16 protein-coding genes and 1 other RNA gene are annotated in these 16032 nt (G+C 59.5%); 8 read left to right on the top strand and 9 right to left on the bottom strand.

Annotation, left to right across the window (positions count from 1 at the left end):
• Positions 1-2: 2 nt before the first annotated feature.
• The 8 genes from F4V60_RS08510 to F4V60_RS08475 form a co-directional block, all read right to left on the bottom strand.
• Entirely contained in the window at positions 3-338 is a 336-nt protein-coding gene (locus tag F4V60_RS08510; RefSeq protein ID WP_150387363.1) for a hypothetical protein, read from the bottom strand.
• Positions 339-537: 199 nt separating this feature from the next.
• A complete protein-coding gene (locus F4V60_RS08505) occupies positions 538-1314 on the bottom strand; it encodes an ABC transporter ATP-binding protein (protein WP_075730192.1) in 777 nt (258 codons plus the stop codon).
• Positions 1311-2408 (bottom strand): FecCD family ABC transporter permease, encoded by a 1098-nt coding sequence (locus F4V60_RS08500; protein ID WP_075730191.1) that lies wholly within the window; start codon positions 2406-2408, stop codon positions 1311-1313. The genes F4V60_RS08505 and F4V60_RS08500 overlap by 4 nt, the downstream gene beginning before the upstream one ends.
• Positions 2401-3444, bottom strand: a complete 1044-nt coding sequence (locus F4V60_RS08495) for an ABC transporter substrate-binding protein (protein ID WP_075730190.1) — start codon at positions 3442-3444, stop codon at positions 2401-2403. The genes F4V60_RS08500 and F4V60_RS08495 overlap by 8 nt, the downstream gene beginning before the upstream one ends.
• 55 nt (positions 3445-3499) lie before the next feature.
• Positions 3500-3922, bottom strand: coding sequence for a hypothetical protein (locus F4V60_RS08490; protein WP_075730189.1), 423 nt, complete (start codon positions 3920-3922; stop codon positions 3500-3502).
• A gap of 264 nt (positions 3923-4186) precedes the next feature.
• Positions 4187-4861: an HAD hydrolase-like protein gene (locus F4V60_RS08485; protein ID WP_075730188.1), complete on the bottom strand. Its 675-nt coding sequence runs from the start codon at positions 4859-4861 to the stop codon at positions 4187-4189.
• A 15-nt stretch (positions 4862-4876) separates the two neighbouring features.
• Complete coding sequence (locus F4V60_RS08480) at positions 4877-5875, bottom strand: SURF1 family cytochrome oxidase biogenesis protein (RefSeq protein WP_075730187.1); 999 nt, start codon at positions 5873-5875, stop codon at positions 4877-4879.
• A 10-nt stretch (positions 5876-5885) separates the two neighbouring features.
• A complete protein-coding gene (locus tag F4V60_RS08475; protein WP_075731234.1) occupies positions 5886-6350 on the bottom strand; it encodes a low molecular weight protein-tyrosine-phosphatase in 465 nt (154 codons plus the stop codon).
• 218 nt (positions 6351-6568) lie between these two features.
• On the opposite strand from F4V60_RS08475, the gene F4V60_RS08470 reads away from it, so the two are divergent.
• The 5 genes from F4V60_RS08470 (at position 6569) to F4V60_RS08450 (ending at position 11493) form a co-directional block, all read left to right on the top strand.
• Positions 6569-7744: a Nif3-like dinuclear metal center hexameric protein gene (locus F4V60_RS08470; protein WP_075730186.1), complete on the top strand. Its 1176-nt coding sequence runs from the start codon at positions 6569-6571 to the stop codon at positions 7742-7744.
• Complete coding sequence (locus tag F4V60_RS08465) at positions 7745-8458, top strand: zinc ribbon domain-containing protein (RefSeq protein ID WP_075730185.1); 714 nt, start codon at positions 7745-7747, stop codon at positions 8456-8458.
• Entirely contained in the window at positions 8458-9636 is a 1179-nt protein-coding gene (locus tag F4V60_RS08460; RefSeq protein ID WP_075730184.1) for a bifunctional RNase H/acid phosphatase, read from the top strand. Before F4V60_RS08465 ends, F4V60_RS08460 begins: the two co-directional genes overlap by 1 nt.
• A 15-nt stretch (positions 9637-9651) precedes the next feature.
• An RNA gene (rnpB, locus tag F4V60_RS08455) (RNase P RNA component class A) lies at positions 9652-10072 on the top strand.
• A gap of 26 nt (positions 10073-10098) precedes the next feature.
• Entirely contained in the window at positions 10099-11493 is a 1395-nt protein-coding gene (locus F4V60_RS08450) for an RNB domain-containing ribonuclease (RefSeq protein WP_075730183.1), read from the top strand.
• On the opposite strand, the gene F4V60_RS08445 is transcribed toward F4V60_RS08450, so the two are convergent.
• Positions 11490-12767 (bottom strand): galactokinase family protein, encoded by a 1278-nt coding sequence (locus F4V60_RS08445; RefSeq protein WP_075730182.1) that lies wholly within the window; start codon positions 12765-12767, stop codon positions 11490-11492. The two genes, F4V60_RS08450 and F4V60_RS08445, sit on opposite strands and share 4 nt — an antisense overlap.
• Before the next feature lie 201 nt (positions 12768-12968).
• Here F4V60_RS08445 and F4V60_RS08440 point away from each other — a divergent pair, with 201 nt between their 5' ends.
• The 3 genes from F4V60_RS08440 to F4V60_RS08430 all read left to right on the top strand — a co-directional run bounded on the left by F4V60_RS08440 (position 12969) and on the right by F4V60_RS08430 (position 15726).
• The gene (locus F4V60_RS08440; protein WP_075730181.1) at positions 12969-13163 is read left to right on the top strand and encodes a hypothetical protein; all 195 of its coding nucleotides are present in this window, start codon (positions 12969-12971) and stop codon (positions 13161-13163) included.
• A gap of 68 nt (positions 13164-13231) precedes the next feature.
• Positions 13232-14445 (top strand): IS3 family transposase gene (locus F4V60_RS08435; RefSeq protein ID WP_373862540.1). Its coding sequence is split into 2 segments (ribosomal slippage): positions 13232-13493 and positions 13493-14445, totalling 1215 coding nucleotides; the frame shifts between segments, so codons are not numbered across the junction.
• A gap of 276 nt (positions 14446-14721) precedes the next feature.
• Positions 14722-15726: an HNH endonuclease signature motif containing protein gene (locus tag F4V60_RS08430; protein ID WP_075731231.1), complete on the top strand. Its 1005-nt coding sequence runs from the start codon at positions 14722-14724 to the stop codon at positions 15724-15726.
• Positions 15727-16032 lie beyond the last annotated feature (306 nt).

Raw genomic sequence — 16032 nt, 5'->3', positions numbered from 1 at the left:
ACCTAGGCTGCTTTCTTAGCAGGGCTGCGGAAAGGAACCGTGGTGAGGAACACTGCGCAGAAGAGGGTGGCGATGCCCAGCGGCAGGTGCAAGCTCGGGTACTGGAAGTAGCCGATCCAGAACTGCGTGATAACCAGACCAACCTCAATCAGCGCCCACATCGCCGCTTTGGCGGGGCCGCCGCACAAGCGCCACCACACTAGGGCTGCCAGCACCTGGACTGCGCTCAAGGTCATGAGCAGCTGCCCGTTGAGGTAGTGCAGGTTGAGGGCGCCGCTATCGCCGCCAATATGCATACCGGCGAGGAAAGGCTGGCAGATAAGCAGGGCAGTGGTCACGAGCACTACGGCGGCAAAGGTCCAACGCGCGGCGTTATAACCGCGGGGCGCGGCAAGTGCCTGGGCTGCTCGGGCCGAGGAAGGTTGGGCGGGGAGTGTTGTTGTTAACGGCGGTGGTGACTGGAGAGGACATTAAATTAAAGAGCCTTTCTATGTTTGAAGCGAGAGATGACTGGAGGGTACTGACGGGCTCGCAGCGCTAGAGAAGATAGCGGATTGCTGGCCGCCCGGATTCGGTTTCGGAGATGACGGAGGAAACGGAGAAGACGTCGGCGATGAGGTCTTGATTGAGGACCGAGTCGGGGGCGCCCTCTGCGACGGTGCGGCCATCACGCATCACGTGGATGTGATCGCAGAACATGCTGGCCAGGTTCAGATCGTGGAGGACCACGACTGCGGCGGCCTCCGATTCCTGGACTAACCGGAGAATGTCTAGCTGGTGGGAAATATCGAGGTGATTAGTCGGCTCGTCAAGCAGAATCACCGGGGTATCTTGGGCCAACGCTCGGGCGATCTGCGCGCGTTGCCGCTCCCCGCCGGAGAGCTGGGTCCACGAGCGATCGAGCAGTTCGCTGATGCCGGTATGGGCGGCAACCTCGTCGATGATCGGGGCGTCGGCCGCGCACACCGCGGGCAGGCTGTGCCAAGAACGATGATGGGGCAGACGCCCTAAGCCCACGACGTCGCGGACTTTGAGGTCCATTTCCGTGTGCGCAATCTGCTCGACATATGCTAGGCGGCGGGCAATCTCTTTGCGCCGCAGCGAGGAGAGCGCCGAGCCGGAGATCTGTACCTCCCCGGAACTGGGAGAATTCAGTCCAGCCAGCATGCGCAGGAGAGAGGTCTTGCCGGAGCCATTGGGCCCGACAATCCCCAGCATGGTGCCGGGTGCAACGGAGATGGAGACATCGTTGACAATGTTGCGACCGTTGATGGACCAATGGAGATTGTTGGCTTGGAGGAGAGCAGTGCTCATGAGCGTTTACCTCCGGCCTTGACCATGACCGCCACGAATACCGGAACGCCGATGACGGCGGTGAATACCCCGACAGGAATCTCTTGAGGCTCAGCCACGGTGCGCGCCAGGGAATCAACCCATACGAGCATGACCGCGCCGATCAGCATGGACACCGGCAGGAGACGCCCATGGCCGGGGCCCACCAACATTCGGGCGATATGGGGGACGACTAGACCTACGAAGCCGATGGCGCCGGAGGTTGACACGGCGACTGCGGTGACGATCGCGGTGACAAAAAGTAGCATCCAGCGCAGCACCGCGATGTTGATTCCCAGGCTGGTGGCGGCGTCTTCGCCGAAAGCCATGGCATCGAGGTTGGCGGAGACGGCTAGGCACACAAGCATGCCCGCGACCAGAATCGCACAAGTGATCCAGACCTCTGACCACGACGCGGAACCGAAGGAACCGAGCATCCAAACCATCACTGAACGCGTGGTGTTGGGATCCGCACCAAGCATGACCACGAGCGAGGTGATGGCGGAGAAAAATTGTGTGGCGGCGATACCTGCCAAAACGATGCGGTCGGAGGTGCCGCCGGCCATCCTGGCCAATAAGAGAACCACGGCGAAGGAGAAGATCGCTCCAACGAAAGCGCCGCCGCGCATACCGATGACGCTGCCGCCGACGCCGAGCACGATGACAAGCACCGCACCAGCGGACGCCCCAGAACTGATGCCAAGAATATATGGATCGGAGAGGGGATTGCGCAGCAAGGACTGCAAGATGACGCCGCACATAGCTAAAGCTGCGCCGACGAGTGCTGCCAGCAGCGCGCGCGGCAGGCGCAGATTCCATACGGTCATCTCCTGCAAGGTGGTGATGTCGCCGCTCAGGGAGGAGACAAGTCCTAGCCGGTGAGCCACGATGTTCCACACCTCAAGCGGGCTCAAGGAGACTGGCCCGAAGGTCACAGCAATGAGTATCGAGGCGCACAGGAGGAGAATGCCGCCGGTGATATAGGCAAAGACCTTCCACCCGCCCGCGCCTCGTGGCCGGGGCAGCGCATAAGTACTCTTGGTGCCGCCTGCGGCGCTTCGCTGGGTCTTAAGCATTATTGAGGTTGAACTCCGTCAAGCCTTTGGCAACCTTTTCGATACCGTCAACGGTACGGATGGAGGGATTCATGTCTGCGCCGGCGACGGAGACGAAGCGCTCGTTCTTCACAGCGTCGAGCTGGCTGGCAACGGGGTGCTTCTTCAAGAAATCGATCTTGGCCTTGGCGCTTTCTGCGGAGAAGTTATCGCGGGTGAGGTCGCCGACGACGATGACATCTGGGTTCTTCTCTACGAGGGCTTCCCAGCTGACCTGGGGCCACTCTTCCTTGCTATCGGCAAAGACGTTGTCGAGGCCGAGAGTATCGGAGATGAGCTGCGGAGCGCCGACGCCGCCAGCCATGTACGGTGCCTCAGAATCGGAGAACCAGTAGGCCACGGATACGTTGTCGGTCTTGGTGGTGCGTTGCGCGGAGTCCATGCGTTCTTGCAGGTCTTCTACGAGCGCCTCTCCCTTGTCCTTGACCTCGAAGAGGGTAGCGATGTCAGAGATGTCGTGATAAACCGCGTCCATGGTGACGCGCTCTTCGCGGGCGCCGTCGTTGGCAAGAGAAGTCTTGGAGCAGTCGCTGTAGGCCAAGTAAGCCGGCACGCCGACCTCAGCGTACTTCTCGCGGTTTCCTCCGCCGGACTCAGAGAGGGTGGGGTAGAAGGAAGCGGCGACGGAATCAGGCTCAGCCTTGAGGACCGTTTCCAGGGAGGGGATGTTCGCCGAGATACGCGGAACCTGCGAGTTTGCATCCTCCAGATCCTCGCGCACAGGGTCCGTCCACGTGGCAGTTCCGGACATTCGGTCCGCCAGCCCCAGGCTGAGCATGATCTCGGTCATTCCCTGGTCCAAAGAAACAGCGGACTCGATGGGCTTGTCTATCTCGATCTCGGTGCCGCAGTTGTCAATGCTGACGGGGTAAGCGCCGTTGGCTTCGCTGCTGGATTCCCTGCCGGCCTGGGTGCTGTCCGCATTAGAGCCGCAGGAGGTGAGGAGGAGGGCGGCGGTGGCCAAGGCGGTGGGCGCCAGGAGACCTGCAAAGGTCATGAAGGTGTTCTTAGATGATGAGGAGGATATGAGAATTCAGGGATTGATGCGAGCGTTACTTGCTCAGCAAGCCGCGGTTAAGGGCCCATCCGAAGATGGCCACAGGAATCGCGGAGAAGAACACTGCGCTGGCGATGTTCTGGGAGGTATCTGCGGTGAGAACCGTGGTGGTGTCGCTGCCAAGCATGAGGAAGGCGCAGACCGCGGCGGTAGCGATGCCCGCAGCGAGGATGCACAGGCCGAGCACTTGGGTGCTTGACGACGCCGCCGCGCTAGCATTCGTGCGCCGCGTCAAGGCTAGGAGCACCAGCAAGACGACCATGCCGACGAGGAGAGCGGAGGCGGTGGCCCGCGGTTCCTTGGCGTTGAGTGTGAAGTAGACACTGGCGAGAACGGTGAGTGCGGATACCACTAGCATCGCTACGGCCAGAGCCGTGGCGGGAGCCGTCTGGTCCTTCTGGGACTTTTCTTGGAGCATGTAGTGCGCTTTCTGTAGAGAGTGAAAAGAACAGAGAGAAACTCAAGGAAAAACTGAGAAAGGGGGGGATTTGTTCATGGTCCCGGAGGAAGCTCTCCCCCTCGGGAACTCCTATTGGGAACGAACATAACGTATACAAGGCAAGCCTTAACTAAACAAGTTTAAGAAACGCTACATAAGGTTATGCTAACCCCAAAGGGTGGCCTCAGTTGGCGTCGCGGGATACGCCATGGGGGTATGTGTGGGGTGGTTAACCCTGGGACATTAAAGTCGGTCTACGATGGCCTTGAGCTCGGAAAAGTCAGAGGCGAAGAAGTCAGCAGCGCGGTATTCAGCAGGGCTGCCGTGGCCCCAGCCCACCAAAACGGTAGGGATACCCAAAGGCCGCGCGCCGTCGATGTCGTGATGACGATCTCCCATCATCAACAAGTGGTCTATGTCGGGGCGCAAACCGGTGGAAGCAAGCACCCATTCGATGACTGCCCGCTTGTTTTGGCGGGTTCCGCCCATATCATCCGCACCGCCGATGAAGTCAAAGAACTGTGCCGCACCGAGGTATCTCAGCATCTTTTCCGCCACGGCCTGATCCTTGCTCGTGGCCGTGCACAAAGTAATCCCGGCCTCTTTCCATTCGGTGAGGGCTTCTTCCCAGCCGGGAAAGAGCCGACAATTCGACCACCCTGTGGCACGGTAGTAGCTCCGGAATTGTGCCACGGCGGCCGGGAGAATCTCCGGCGAAAACCCAAAATTCTGCAGTGTGACGGGCAAGGGCGGCCCCGGCAGGCGGTGCAACTGTTCTTCCGCAGGAACCGGAAGGCCAAAATCGATCATCGTCTGCACAGCGCAGGCACGAATCCCGGGGTAGGAATCAATCAGGGTTCCATCGACATCGATAAGCACGGCTCTACGTGCAGGCTCCAACGGGGTGTGAGGTGCCATGGAATTTCTTAAGTCCTAGAAACGTTCTTGGTTGCGCTCGCGCAGCTTCGAGTAGAAATCCGGCTTGGAGGAGCCGTAGCGTGCGCGGGACCTGCGGCTAGGCGCGGCCCCAGCATCCGCGCCTTCCTCAGCTGCGCTGGGCTGCGGGGCATGCTCGCCGGTGTCCTGAACAGGAGGCACAGCGCTTCCTGCGGCGACCGCGGCTGAGGCTTCCGTATCTTCCGTATCTTCTGTGTCCTCTGTGTCCTCTGAGTCCGTCGAGGCTTCTAGGGCGAGTTTCTCAGCGCGGGCAAGACGGCGCTCCTTGAGCTCAGACCAGACAAAATAGCCCAGGCCGAGCGGTGCCATAATGCCAAAGGCTATCCACTGATAGCCGTAGGAAAGGTGATTTCCTCGCTCCAATTGCGGCACGGGCATGGGGTTGAGAACACCCGGCTCTTCATCCGATAGCTGCAGGTAATCCTGCCCCATGGCAACTCCGGTGAGCTCCCCAACCTGCGGAGGGTTGATGGAATAGACCTGCCCGTAGCCCTCTTGGAAGATAGGCGCCGATTGGTGCACGGCCTCAGCCTTGCGCACCATTCCCACGATGGTCACCTCATCAGAGGGAGCGCGGGGAATATCAGGAACCGCATTGCCCTCCTCGGCTTCCACCCAGCCGCGGTTGACCAAGATAATCAGGCCAGAATCAGTGTGAAAAGGAACCAGGGACTGATAAGAAGGCCCCGTCCCAGCTGGGCGCAGGCGCAGCAGCACCTCGTCCTCGGGGAGGTACTTTCCCTTTAGGATCGCGCGTGACCACTCGTCTCCCACGATAGATCCCTTAGCATCGAGCACCTCATCCACGGGGCGCGGATCTTGCTCGTAGGCCTCGGTGATGTGTTGGTTGCGTTCCACAATCTGATCGTCTTTGCCCAACTGCCACGGCGCCAAGACCGTAAAGGCGAAGTAAGAGAAGGCGATGACGAAAAGGAGCAGGAGTACCCAGCCCGGTTTGAGGAACGTCTTCAGCATGTCGCTTAGTCTAGTCCTTGTGGAGAGAAACCCAATCGAGCAGGCCCGGGACGGCAGCTTCGATCTCGCGCCTAGTCCGCGCAAAATCGGCGTCGCTCCCGTAATAAGGATCCTCTACCTCTGCGCCTTCAGGTGAGTGCGGGTCGAAGCTGCGCAGGAGGAATACTCGCGCGGGATCGATGCCGCGGGCGAGGAGCTCGGCCTCATGCCCAGCGTCCATGGCGATGAAGGCATCGGCGCAAAGATCGGCTTCCCCGAGTTGCGCCGCGCGATGGGAGGCTCCGTCGTGCCCACCGCTGCACAGTTGCGCGACTGCGCGCTCGTCGGCGCCTTGGCCCACATGCCAGCCGCCGAGCCCGCGAGAGCACGCCTTCGCAACGGAATCGAGCCCGCGCTCCTCGAGAGCATCACGGACAATGATTTCGGCCATGGGAGAACGGCAGATATTTCCAGTGCAGACGAAGACCAACTGCATGACCTTTGAACTCGCATCCTGTCGCTGGAAGGCGCGGTCGGAGGCGGGGACAGCGGTGGAAACGGAACGACCCGGGGTAGTGGATACCAAGTGAAAAACCTTTGCGCGAATAGGGCAGCATGACAACGAAAGTTAGGATATAGCAGTACCGTGGTCTGGGAGAAAAAGACCCGGAGTTCTCGCCCCGCAACACGCCATCTTATAAGGAGTCTCAAACTATGGCAGCAGGTCACACCCAACCTCGCGCCTCCAGCCAACTCACGGTTGGGGACATCCGCGGCGTCCTCGACGCTGCCTATCCGCCTAGCTTGGCGGAGTCTTGGGATGCAGTGGGGCTCATCTGCGGTGACCCGCAGGACCCAGTCAACTCAGTTGGCTTTGCCCTTGAGTGCACACAGGGCGTGGCGCAGCGTGCGGTCGAGCGGGGTCTAGACATGCTGGTGGTGCACCATCCCCTGCTGCTGCGGGGTGTGGATTCCGTTGCTGCGGATACCCCTAAGGGCAAGGTCATTCACACCTTGGTGCGCGCCGGGATTGCACTCTTTGCCGCGCATACCAATGCTGACAAGGCTCGCCCGGGCGTCAACGACCGCTTGGCGGAACTGATCGGCATCAGCGCTGGACGCCCGGTTGTCCCGGTGGATCCACAGATCCTAGATAAATGGGGAGTTCAGGTCCCGCCGGAGGCAGTGGAGCAGTTAAAGAACGCGCTCTTCGAGGTCGGCGCGGGCCAACTCAGCAACTATTCTCACTGCAGCTTCGACATCGCCGGTACCGGGCAGTTCCTGCCTCAGGAGGGGGCGCGGCCGGTTGTGGGCGGCGTCGGCAAGCTGCAGCGGGGCCCCGAAACCCGCATCGAGTTCGTGGCGCCTTCTACCTTGAGAGCGACGTTGACAGCGGTGCTCAAGGAGGCACACCCCTATGAGGTGCCCGCCTTCGATCTGGTAGAAATGGCCGCGAGCGACACGGCGCTGGACCAGGGGTTGGGTCTTGGACGCGTCGGAGAACTGCCGGAGGCGATGACGCTGGGTGAGTTTACCCAGCAGGTGGCCGATGCCCTGCCGGAAACGGTCTGGGGAGTGCGTGCGGCTGGTGACCCACAGCGCCTAGTCAAGAAAGTCGCAGTGTGCTCTGGTTCGGGGGATTCCCTCCTCAGTGCGGCGGCGCGGCTGGGCGTTGACGTGTACCTAACCTCGGATCTTCGCCATCATCCCGTAGATGAGCACCTGCGGGCGGGAGGACCCGCGGTGATAGACACCGCGCACTGGGCCAGCGAGTTTCCCTGGACTGCCCAAGCGCGGGATATCTTAAAGAGAGAAACCGGCGTGGAAACTGAAATTATCAACATTCGTACCGATCCGTGGACGATATCCGCGCATCCAAAGGAGTCTTAAGTGAAACTGTCCCCGCAACTGCAGCCCACCTTGTTGGAGCTGGCCAACCTTGAGCGTTCGCTGGACGTTCCGGTTAGTCAGACCACCCCGGAGGAAGAGGCCTACGAGCGCGCCCGCATCGAGCACAAGCGCCTGCTCGATGCCGCGGGCTCGGCACAAATGGCAGTCGATGATATGGAAGCCGAAATCCTGCGGATCCAGGCGGATGAGAGCAAGTTGCGCCGTCGTGTTAAGGACGACAAGGCTCAGCTCGGCGCCGAGACCGATCCCGAGCGTCGCCGCGACATCGAGCACGATCTTTATGCGGCGAAGTCCCGCATCGCCGACTTGATGAGCGAGCTCCAAGAGGCGCACAACGAGATACATGCGCTGCGCGCCAACGTGGATGTCCATGGGGCGCGGCTGACGGATTCGGAAAGAAAGGTAGAGAAGCTGGGGCGTGCCGCCCAGGCAGCGCGCGATGCGCACGACAACGCCCCGGCACCTGCCGAGCGTATTGCGCAGCTGCGTGCGCAACTGCCGGAGGATGTCCTTGCTGAGTATGACGCCGTGCGTTTGGAGAACAAGGTGGGGGTTGCGGCTTTCAAGGGTCGTGCCTGTGGAGGCTGCTACATCGTGCTTCCTCCAGCCGAGCAGAATGCCATCCGCAACGCACCCGCCGATGAGCTTCCCCAGTGCAGCAACTGCGGCTCCTATCTGGTGCGGGCAGCCTAATGAAGGTCATCATCTATGCCGATGGGGGATCGCGGGGAAACCCGGGAATCGCCGGCTCTGGCACCGTTGTATATTCCGCCGACCGCAGCACAATCCTGAAGGAGATTGTCTACGTCGCGGGGACCTCTACTTCTAATAACGTTGCTGAATACAACGGGCTCTTGCGTGGCTTGGAGGCTGCTACTGAGCTGGGGGCCACGGATGTGGAGTTCCACATGGATTCCAAACTCGTCGTTGAGCAGATCAACGGGCGCTGGAAAATCAAGCACCCCGACATGCAGCAGCTGGCTCTGGCCGCGCGCAAGCTCATCAAAGGCTTCAACAATTTCAGCCTCGCCTGGGTGCCCCGGGCAAAAAACAAGGCCGCGGATAAGCTCTCCAACGATGCCATGGACGCCGCGGCTGCGGGCCACCCAGTAGGAATCGTGGGCGCTCAGGCTGAAGGTCCGCCCAGCGCCGCGCAAGAAGGCGCCGGTGATGTCGCGCCTGCGGACGAAGTCACTTCCGCCCAGGCAGACACTGCAACCACCGCACAGCCGGGGGACTGGCGTGCAGATCGGGGCCCCGTCACTCGTTTCATTCTGCTACGGCATGGACAAACCCCCATGTCGGCCGCGCGACAATACTCCGGACGGGCCAATCCCGCCTTAAGTGAGCTGGGAGAAAAACAAGCCCTCGCCGCGGCGCAAGCCTTGGCAGACGTCGAGCTTGATGCCATCGTGGCCTCACCGCTGCAACGTTGTCAGCAGACGGCGCGGGCCGTGGCTCAGGGAAGAGACCTCGACATAGAAACCGTGGAAGATCTCATCGAGGTAGATTTCGGCCAATGGGAAGGCAAGACTTTTGCGCAGGCCAGCGCGGCAGACCCCGAGCTGCATGCGCGCTGGATGGAAGATACCGGCGTGGCCTGCCCCGGTGGCGAGTCCCTCCAGGCGGTCCATCTCCGGGTGCGTCGCGCACGTATCGCACTGTGCGAGCGCTTTGCGGGAAAGACAGTGTTGGTCGTCTCTCACGTCAACCCCATCAAGTCCTTCGTTAGGCAAGGCCTCGATGCTGGGCCCTCCGTATTCCACCGGCTATTTTTGGATCTGGCCTCAATCTCTCGGGTTGAGTTCTGGGATGGTGGCGCCGTCGTGCGCGGAGTCAACGATGTGGGGCATATGGATGGTCTGCGCTAGACTCTCAGGTGCGAATGAGCCAGCCGGGTGATCGCGGCAAACGAACCGGCGCCCTCCCCTAGGGCGGCGTCAGGCGGATGCCGAGGAAAGTCCGGACTCCACAGAGCACGGTGGTTGCTAACGGCAACCCGGGGCGACCCGCGGGCAAGTGCAACAGAAAGTAGACCGCCCAGTTTTCTGGGTAAGGGTGAAACGGTGCGTTAAGAGCGCACCAGCGCTGTCAGTGATGGCAGTGGCTAGGTAAACCCCACCGGGAGCAAGGCATCATAATCCGCCTTATGGCGGGTTTGATCAGGCGTTGTAGGGTGACTCGCCCGAGCCTGAAGGTAGCTGCTTGAGGTCAGCCGGCAACGGTTGATCCAGATGGATGATCACCGCGCGCGGGCCTGCGGCCCGCGCGAAGAGACAGAATCCGGCTTATAGGCTGACTCATTCGCCCCAGCTCTGCAAGAATAGGGCAGCATGAAGCTCTACGCAGCCCCCCTAGATTTCCGCGCCATCGTGGCCGAGTACTCTGTGCCCACCGAATTTCCGGAGGAGGTCATCCAGGCTGCCCGCGACGCGGAGGACCGCTTTCGCGGCGTGCGCGATGACGCTCGAGACGTAGAACTAGTGACCATCGATCCTCAAGGCTCTATGGACCTCGACCAAGCGCTGTGCATCTCGCAACGTGGCAGTGGTTTCCGCGTCTACTACGCCATCGCTGACGTCGCCGCTTTCATCGAGCCGGGTGGGCCGATAGAAGCAGAGTCTCTGCGTCGCGGGCAGACAATCTATCTCCCCGATGAACCCGCTCGCCTGCATCCCGCGGAGCTTTCTGAGGACAAGGCTTCGCTGTTGCCGGGCCAAGACCGTCCCGCCATCTTGTGGAGCTTTGACTTGGATGAGAACGGCGAGGTCGAAGCCTTTAGCCTGCGCAGGTCGTTGGTGCGTTCCAGGGAAAGACTCGACTACGACGGCGTTCATGCTGACCTGTTGGCAGGGAGCTTACATCCCTCGATTGCTCTTTTGCCGCAGGTAGGAAAGTTGCGGCAGGCCTCGTCATTGCGGCGCAACGCGATTTCTTTGCGAATGCCTTCTCAGCGCGTAGTAGAAGAAGACGATGGGCGCTTTGGGCTAGAAATTGAGCCGCGTTATGAAATCATGGACTATAACTCGGAAATTTCGCTTTTGACCGGCATGTGCGCGGGTCAGCTCATGGCGAGCCGGGGTGTAGGCTTCCTGCGTCCACTGCCGGGAGCAAGCCCCGCAGCGGAAAAGGAGTTTCGCGCTGAGATTCAGGCCTTGGGATTTGCAATGGGCCAGGCCTCTATCTCGGAGTTCCTCTTGAGCATCGATGCAGATACCCCCAAGGGCATGGCCGCCATGCGGGAAGCCCAGCGCCTACTGCGCGGGGCAGATTACATTTGGCTGGCGGAAAGATCAGCTGAGATTCACGCCGGAATCGGCGGCTATTACGCGCACGTGACTGCCCCTCTGCGGCGCCTGTCTGATCGCTTCGCCGCAGAGGTATGCCTGGCGCTATCGACTGGGTCGGAGCTTCCCACATGGGTCAGTACCAGGGCACACGACGTCGTCGCGGCCATGCGCGCCAGCTCCCACCTAGCGGCGCAGGTGGACAAGGCCTGTCTCAATCTCACAGAAGCAACCGTCCTTGCACCATGGGTGGGTAGTATCTTTTCTGCCATCGTTGTTCACAACAACGAGAAACGGCAGCGTTCGCGCCTTTTTGTGGCTAACCCGCCGGTATTCGCTGCATCGATCGGCACTCCTGAGATGGGGAGGGAGACTGCGGTTTCACTCATCACTGCAGATACAGCCACGCGTGAGGTGCTTTTTGCCTGGCCGGCTGACTAGGCCTCGAGCACGGCCGGCACACCGGGGTTGAGAGCGCAAACTGCGAGGCGATCTCCGGCCAAATCAGCCGCGAAATTCAAGGCGTTCTTGGCTGGGACGTAGGCGATCACAGAGTTGAAAACACCGGCAAAGGCACAACGAGCGGCAAGTGCGCCGCGGGACATTGCAAGCTGGGCCAAGTGCGGGGCGGCTCCCAGATCGTAGACGCCATTAAGCCCGCCCTGTGACTGTTCTAAAAGCGGGAAGAGTGCAGCGCCGCGACGTGAGCGCAACGCGCTGGCGAACTCTTTAGCGCGCTGAGTCTCTTCCTCGTAGAAGGCTAACCACTGTGTGGCCTCCGCAATGGAAGGCTGTCCTTGAGCTCCATAGACTTTATGGACCGCCTGCAACCAATCAATCACACGCTGCGGGGCATCAGGCAGCATCCTTAAAGACTCAGTCCCAAAGGCATGGCAGGCGGCATCAATGAAGCGTTCGCGGCGACGTAGCTCTGCTCCTGCCTCTACAGCGTCGAAGTCCTGGGGGGCGGTAATTGCGTAAGCCTGTACTTCTTGGGTAACTGGGTGTGGTGCGTGAGTCACGGATCCATCGGCGTAGTCGACTATGGTCACGGCATCTTCGGCCCCGCGCAGCGCACTTGAGTGGCGTGCGTGAACCGGCGGAATGGCGGAGAAACATCCTGCAGCCTGTGTGCACACATCTGCGATTCGGGCGCGTACAGGAGCGTCCTTGAGTTCTGAGTCCTCGCCCACTAGAGCAAGCGCGAGGGCAACATCCACGGCAGAGTAGGCTCCAAGACCAGCGTTGCAGGGAATATCAGAGACCACCGTAATATCGAATCCCGCGGTATCGCGGGAGAGTAACTGACGGTTGATCATGGTGTGGACAACCCCGCCCCAACGAGCAGCCATTCCGCCTGTAGGCGGGTCGGGATAGACCGTTAGACCTTCAGAATCCGTGCCAAGCTGTTGCGCGGCGGCCAGCTCTGCGAGCTGCGCCAAAGTAATGGAATCCTCTTGGGGGGAATCCGAATCTGCCGAACAAGTATAGGAGACGTTTATCGCCCCATCATTGCGTGCGCTAACTGCGACTGCAACGCGCAGATCTGACAACCCTGCGATAACTACACCACCGAAGTAATCGACATGCTCACCGATGAAAGCCCACGTAGCCGGTGCCGACGCAATGTGAGTGGGTGCGATCCCTATGGCGTCGACATGGGCGGCGCTTACCCTTTGAGAGATAGGGGCAGAAGATGGGGACCGCAAAGGCATCGTGGAATTACTCCTTCAAGATATTTGGCAAGACATTCGGGGCACATGGCAAAAGTCATTGTGTGACGTTCACATTCTAGCTGGCTCGCAGACACAGGCGGGGGACTTAGTGACTGTAGTCTTGAGTCATCGCACGCCCCAAGGTACGGGAGACTAACCCGAACCTTGGTTACTCGTATGATTAGACACAAGGAGAAGACCATGGCTGATTCAGAGAAGAAATGGTATTTCGACATGAGCACCGGCGAAGTTTCCCAGGGCAAGAAAGACAGCTGGGGAAGCCGCATGGGGCCCTATGATTCGGCGGAAGAAGCCTCTCACGCCTTAGAGATTGCCAAAGCCCGCAACAAGGCGGCCGATGCGCAAGATGCCGCTGATGAGGATTGGGGAAAGTAAACCGGATCTGAGGTTACCCTCGAGTAGTGGACACCCTATTAGTACGGATTTTGTGTCCGTAGGAGAGGATGTTCATTGTGAGTCAACAACGCAAGAAATATACCCCGGAATACCGGCAGGAGGCAGCTCGGCTGGTGCTCGAATCCGAGCGTCCGATTGCGCATGTAGCACAGGAAATTGGCGTATCAGCCACAATTCTGGGCAGGTGGGTAAAACTCGAGCGGGAACGCCAAGGATCGGCTGATGGCCGCAGTGATGCCGATATACGAGCCGAAAACACTCGTTTGCGTCGTGAATTGGCTGAGGCAAAGATGGATAATGAGTTCTTGTCAAAAGCCACCGCCTTCTTCGCTGCGAAGCAACGAGATCGGAAAAATTTGAGCTAATACAGCTGGAGAAGGCGAATTACAGTATTAAACGAATGAGCAGGTTATTAGAGGTTTCTCGTTCGGGATACTACAGATGGGCACACACGCAAGCTAGTCGAGAGCGTGGAGAGGATAATCGTCAGAATTTTCTCGACCAATTGGACAAGCGAGTCCACGATATCTGGGAGGAGTCTGGCGAAGTTTACGGTGCTCCTCATATTACTGCAGAATTGGTTGAGGAAGGCATCTTTATCAATCGTAAAACCGTGGCTAAGCGCATACGGATGATGGGTATTGAGGGTATCTCGCCCAGGGCGTTTGTTCCAATAACCACGATCCGATCCAAGTACAAGTCCGTGCTTCCTGACCTGGTGAAACGATTGTTTGATCGCGGTCAGCTTAACCGAGTGTGGATGTCAGATATTACCTATCTACGCACCGGTGAAGGTTGGCTGTACATGTGCGCGATCCGAGACGGACATTCCCGACGTGTTTTGGGCTGGGCCATGGATAGCGTGCAGGATTCTCATCTGGTTGAACGCGCTTTGCGTATGGCTCATACTCTGCGTGGTGAGATACCTGATGGGCTGGTATTCCACGCGGATCGCGGCACTCAGTTCACGAGCGAGCAATTGTGGCAAGTCTGTCAAGAACTGGGTATAGCCCAATCTGTCGGCCGGACTGGTGTGTGTTTCGATAATGCGATGTCAGAATCATTCTGGTCAGCGCTAAAGACCGAGTTTTATAACCGGAAGAAATGGTCAACCCGAGATGAAGCCCGAAAGGCTGTAGCTCGCTGGATTGAGATCGTCTACAACCGGCGCCGCCGTCACTCAGCCATCGGGATGGTCAGCCCCGTCGATTTCGAAACACAGGTCAAATCCCAACAGGATAAGAAAAAAGCCGCTGCTTAACCACTAAGTAGCTTAACTAAGTGTCCACGATTTGCGGGCAACCCCAGATCTTCCGGTTTTGGAGTGGAGTGTTTTTGTTGGCCAGTCGTCCTGAGTACCGACATGAGATTAACCATTCAGGATAGGCCGGATGGCCTTGCTACCGCACTGCCGAGTTCTGGTTAGGCGGCCCGTCTGTGGATAACCGCCCCGGGCCTGGTGGGTTATCCACAGTTTCCTTACTGGGTGCGGGTCTGGGATTGTCGTACCGCGTGGCGGTGGCTTAGCGTGACGGGCATGGGCTTGCAGGAGTACTTCGCACAACTTAGCCGAGGTGTTGACCTCGTAGCCGAGTGCTCGGGGCTATCTGCCCCAGACCTTGAGAAGATGGGGGCTAGCGCGCAGGATGCCGCCGAGCTTATAGGCCTGCACACCATCTACTTCGGCCCCACACCTTATACCGGCAAGCAGCGCTTAGCCCTTGATGCTGCTCGGCGCAATGGGCACGCCCTGAGCACCCTGCACCACATCGAATCTTTTACCCGGCGCATTACAGGGAAACTGGATGCGTGGAACCTGCGGCTAGAATTATGTTCCACGTCAAGCGAGCAGGTTACTGCGGTAGCCAGGCGCCGGCTGCGTGAGTTGCGTGTCCCCCGCACGTATTGCGAGCGCGCACTGCTGCGCCAGCACCCCAACGGGCTAGCCACCCTGACAGTGACCGGCAATGGGTTAGATATGGCAGATGCTTTCCGGACTATTGACCATAAGCATCCGGGTAAGAGTTTTATCGCCCGCATGCTCGGCAAAGCAGACGAGGCCACCACACGTACTCGGGTGACGACCATGGCAGTCCTCCAGTTGGAGGACTACGGGAAGCTTGTACGCCGCGAGGGCGATGATGTGATGATACGCACCACTAGTGGGGCTGTTATCACCGGCGCGCAGCTTGTAGAGCGTGCCTGTGCCAACGAGGGTCTTATTACGGTGATAAGCCGGGCGCAGGGGCCGGTGGACTTGTACCGCTTTGAGCGATTCGCATCGGTCAAGCAGCGCACGATGCTGGCAGCAGAGCACCCTACGTGTGCGTGGCCGGGCTGTAACACCCCAGCAGAAAGAGGGCAGTTTCACCATCTCACCCCGTGGAAGCACGGCGGGGAGACTAACGTTGCCAACCTGGTGACCTTGTGCAACTACCACAATGGTGTTAATGAGGATGATCCGAATGCGCCGCCACGGCGCGGGCGCCTTACCCGCGACGGCGGGACAATAGTCTGGCAGCCCCCGCACACCAGCCGTTAGGACAACACCGCCTAACGGCGACTTTCAGCACCCCAAAACAAACCCCAGCGGGCAAGCACCAACAATGAGCAGGACTATGACTGCGCGGTGGAGATGATCCCGGGAAATACCGACATTATCGCAGTCAGGACACCGATCAATGGAGGTTTAGGCGTCAGCTTCGATAAGGGTGACATCCCCAGCAGAATCCATGAACACCGTCCCCTTGTCGGTTATGACTAGATTCGATACCTCAACCATCACCGACAAGGGGACTTACTTCTTGTCTGCCACTCCCACCACGCACTCTAAAACCGGAAGAGTGAG

Source organism: Corynebacterium flavescens, assembly GCF_008693105.1.
GTDB lineage: Bacteria > Actinomycetota > Actinomycetes > Mycobacteriales > Mycobacteriaceae > Corynebacterium > Corynebacterium flavescens.
Note: the sequence above shows the minus strand (reverse complement) of the source record. Positions and strands in the feature narration are given on the sequence as shown.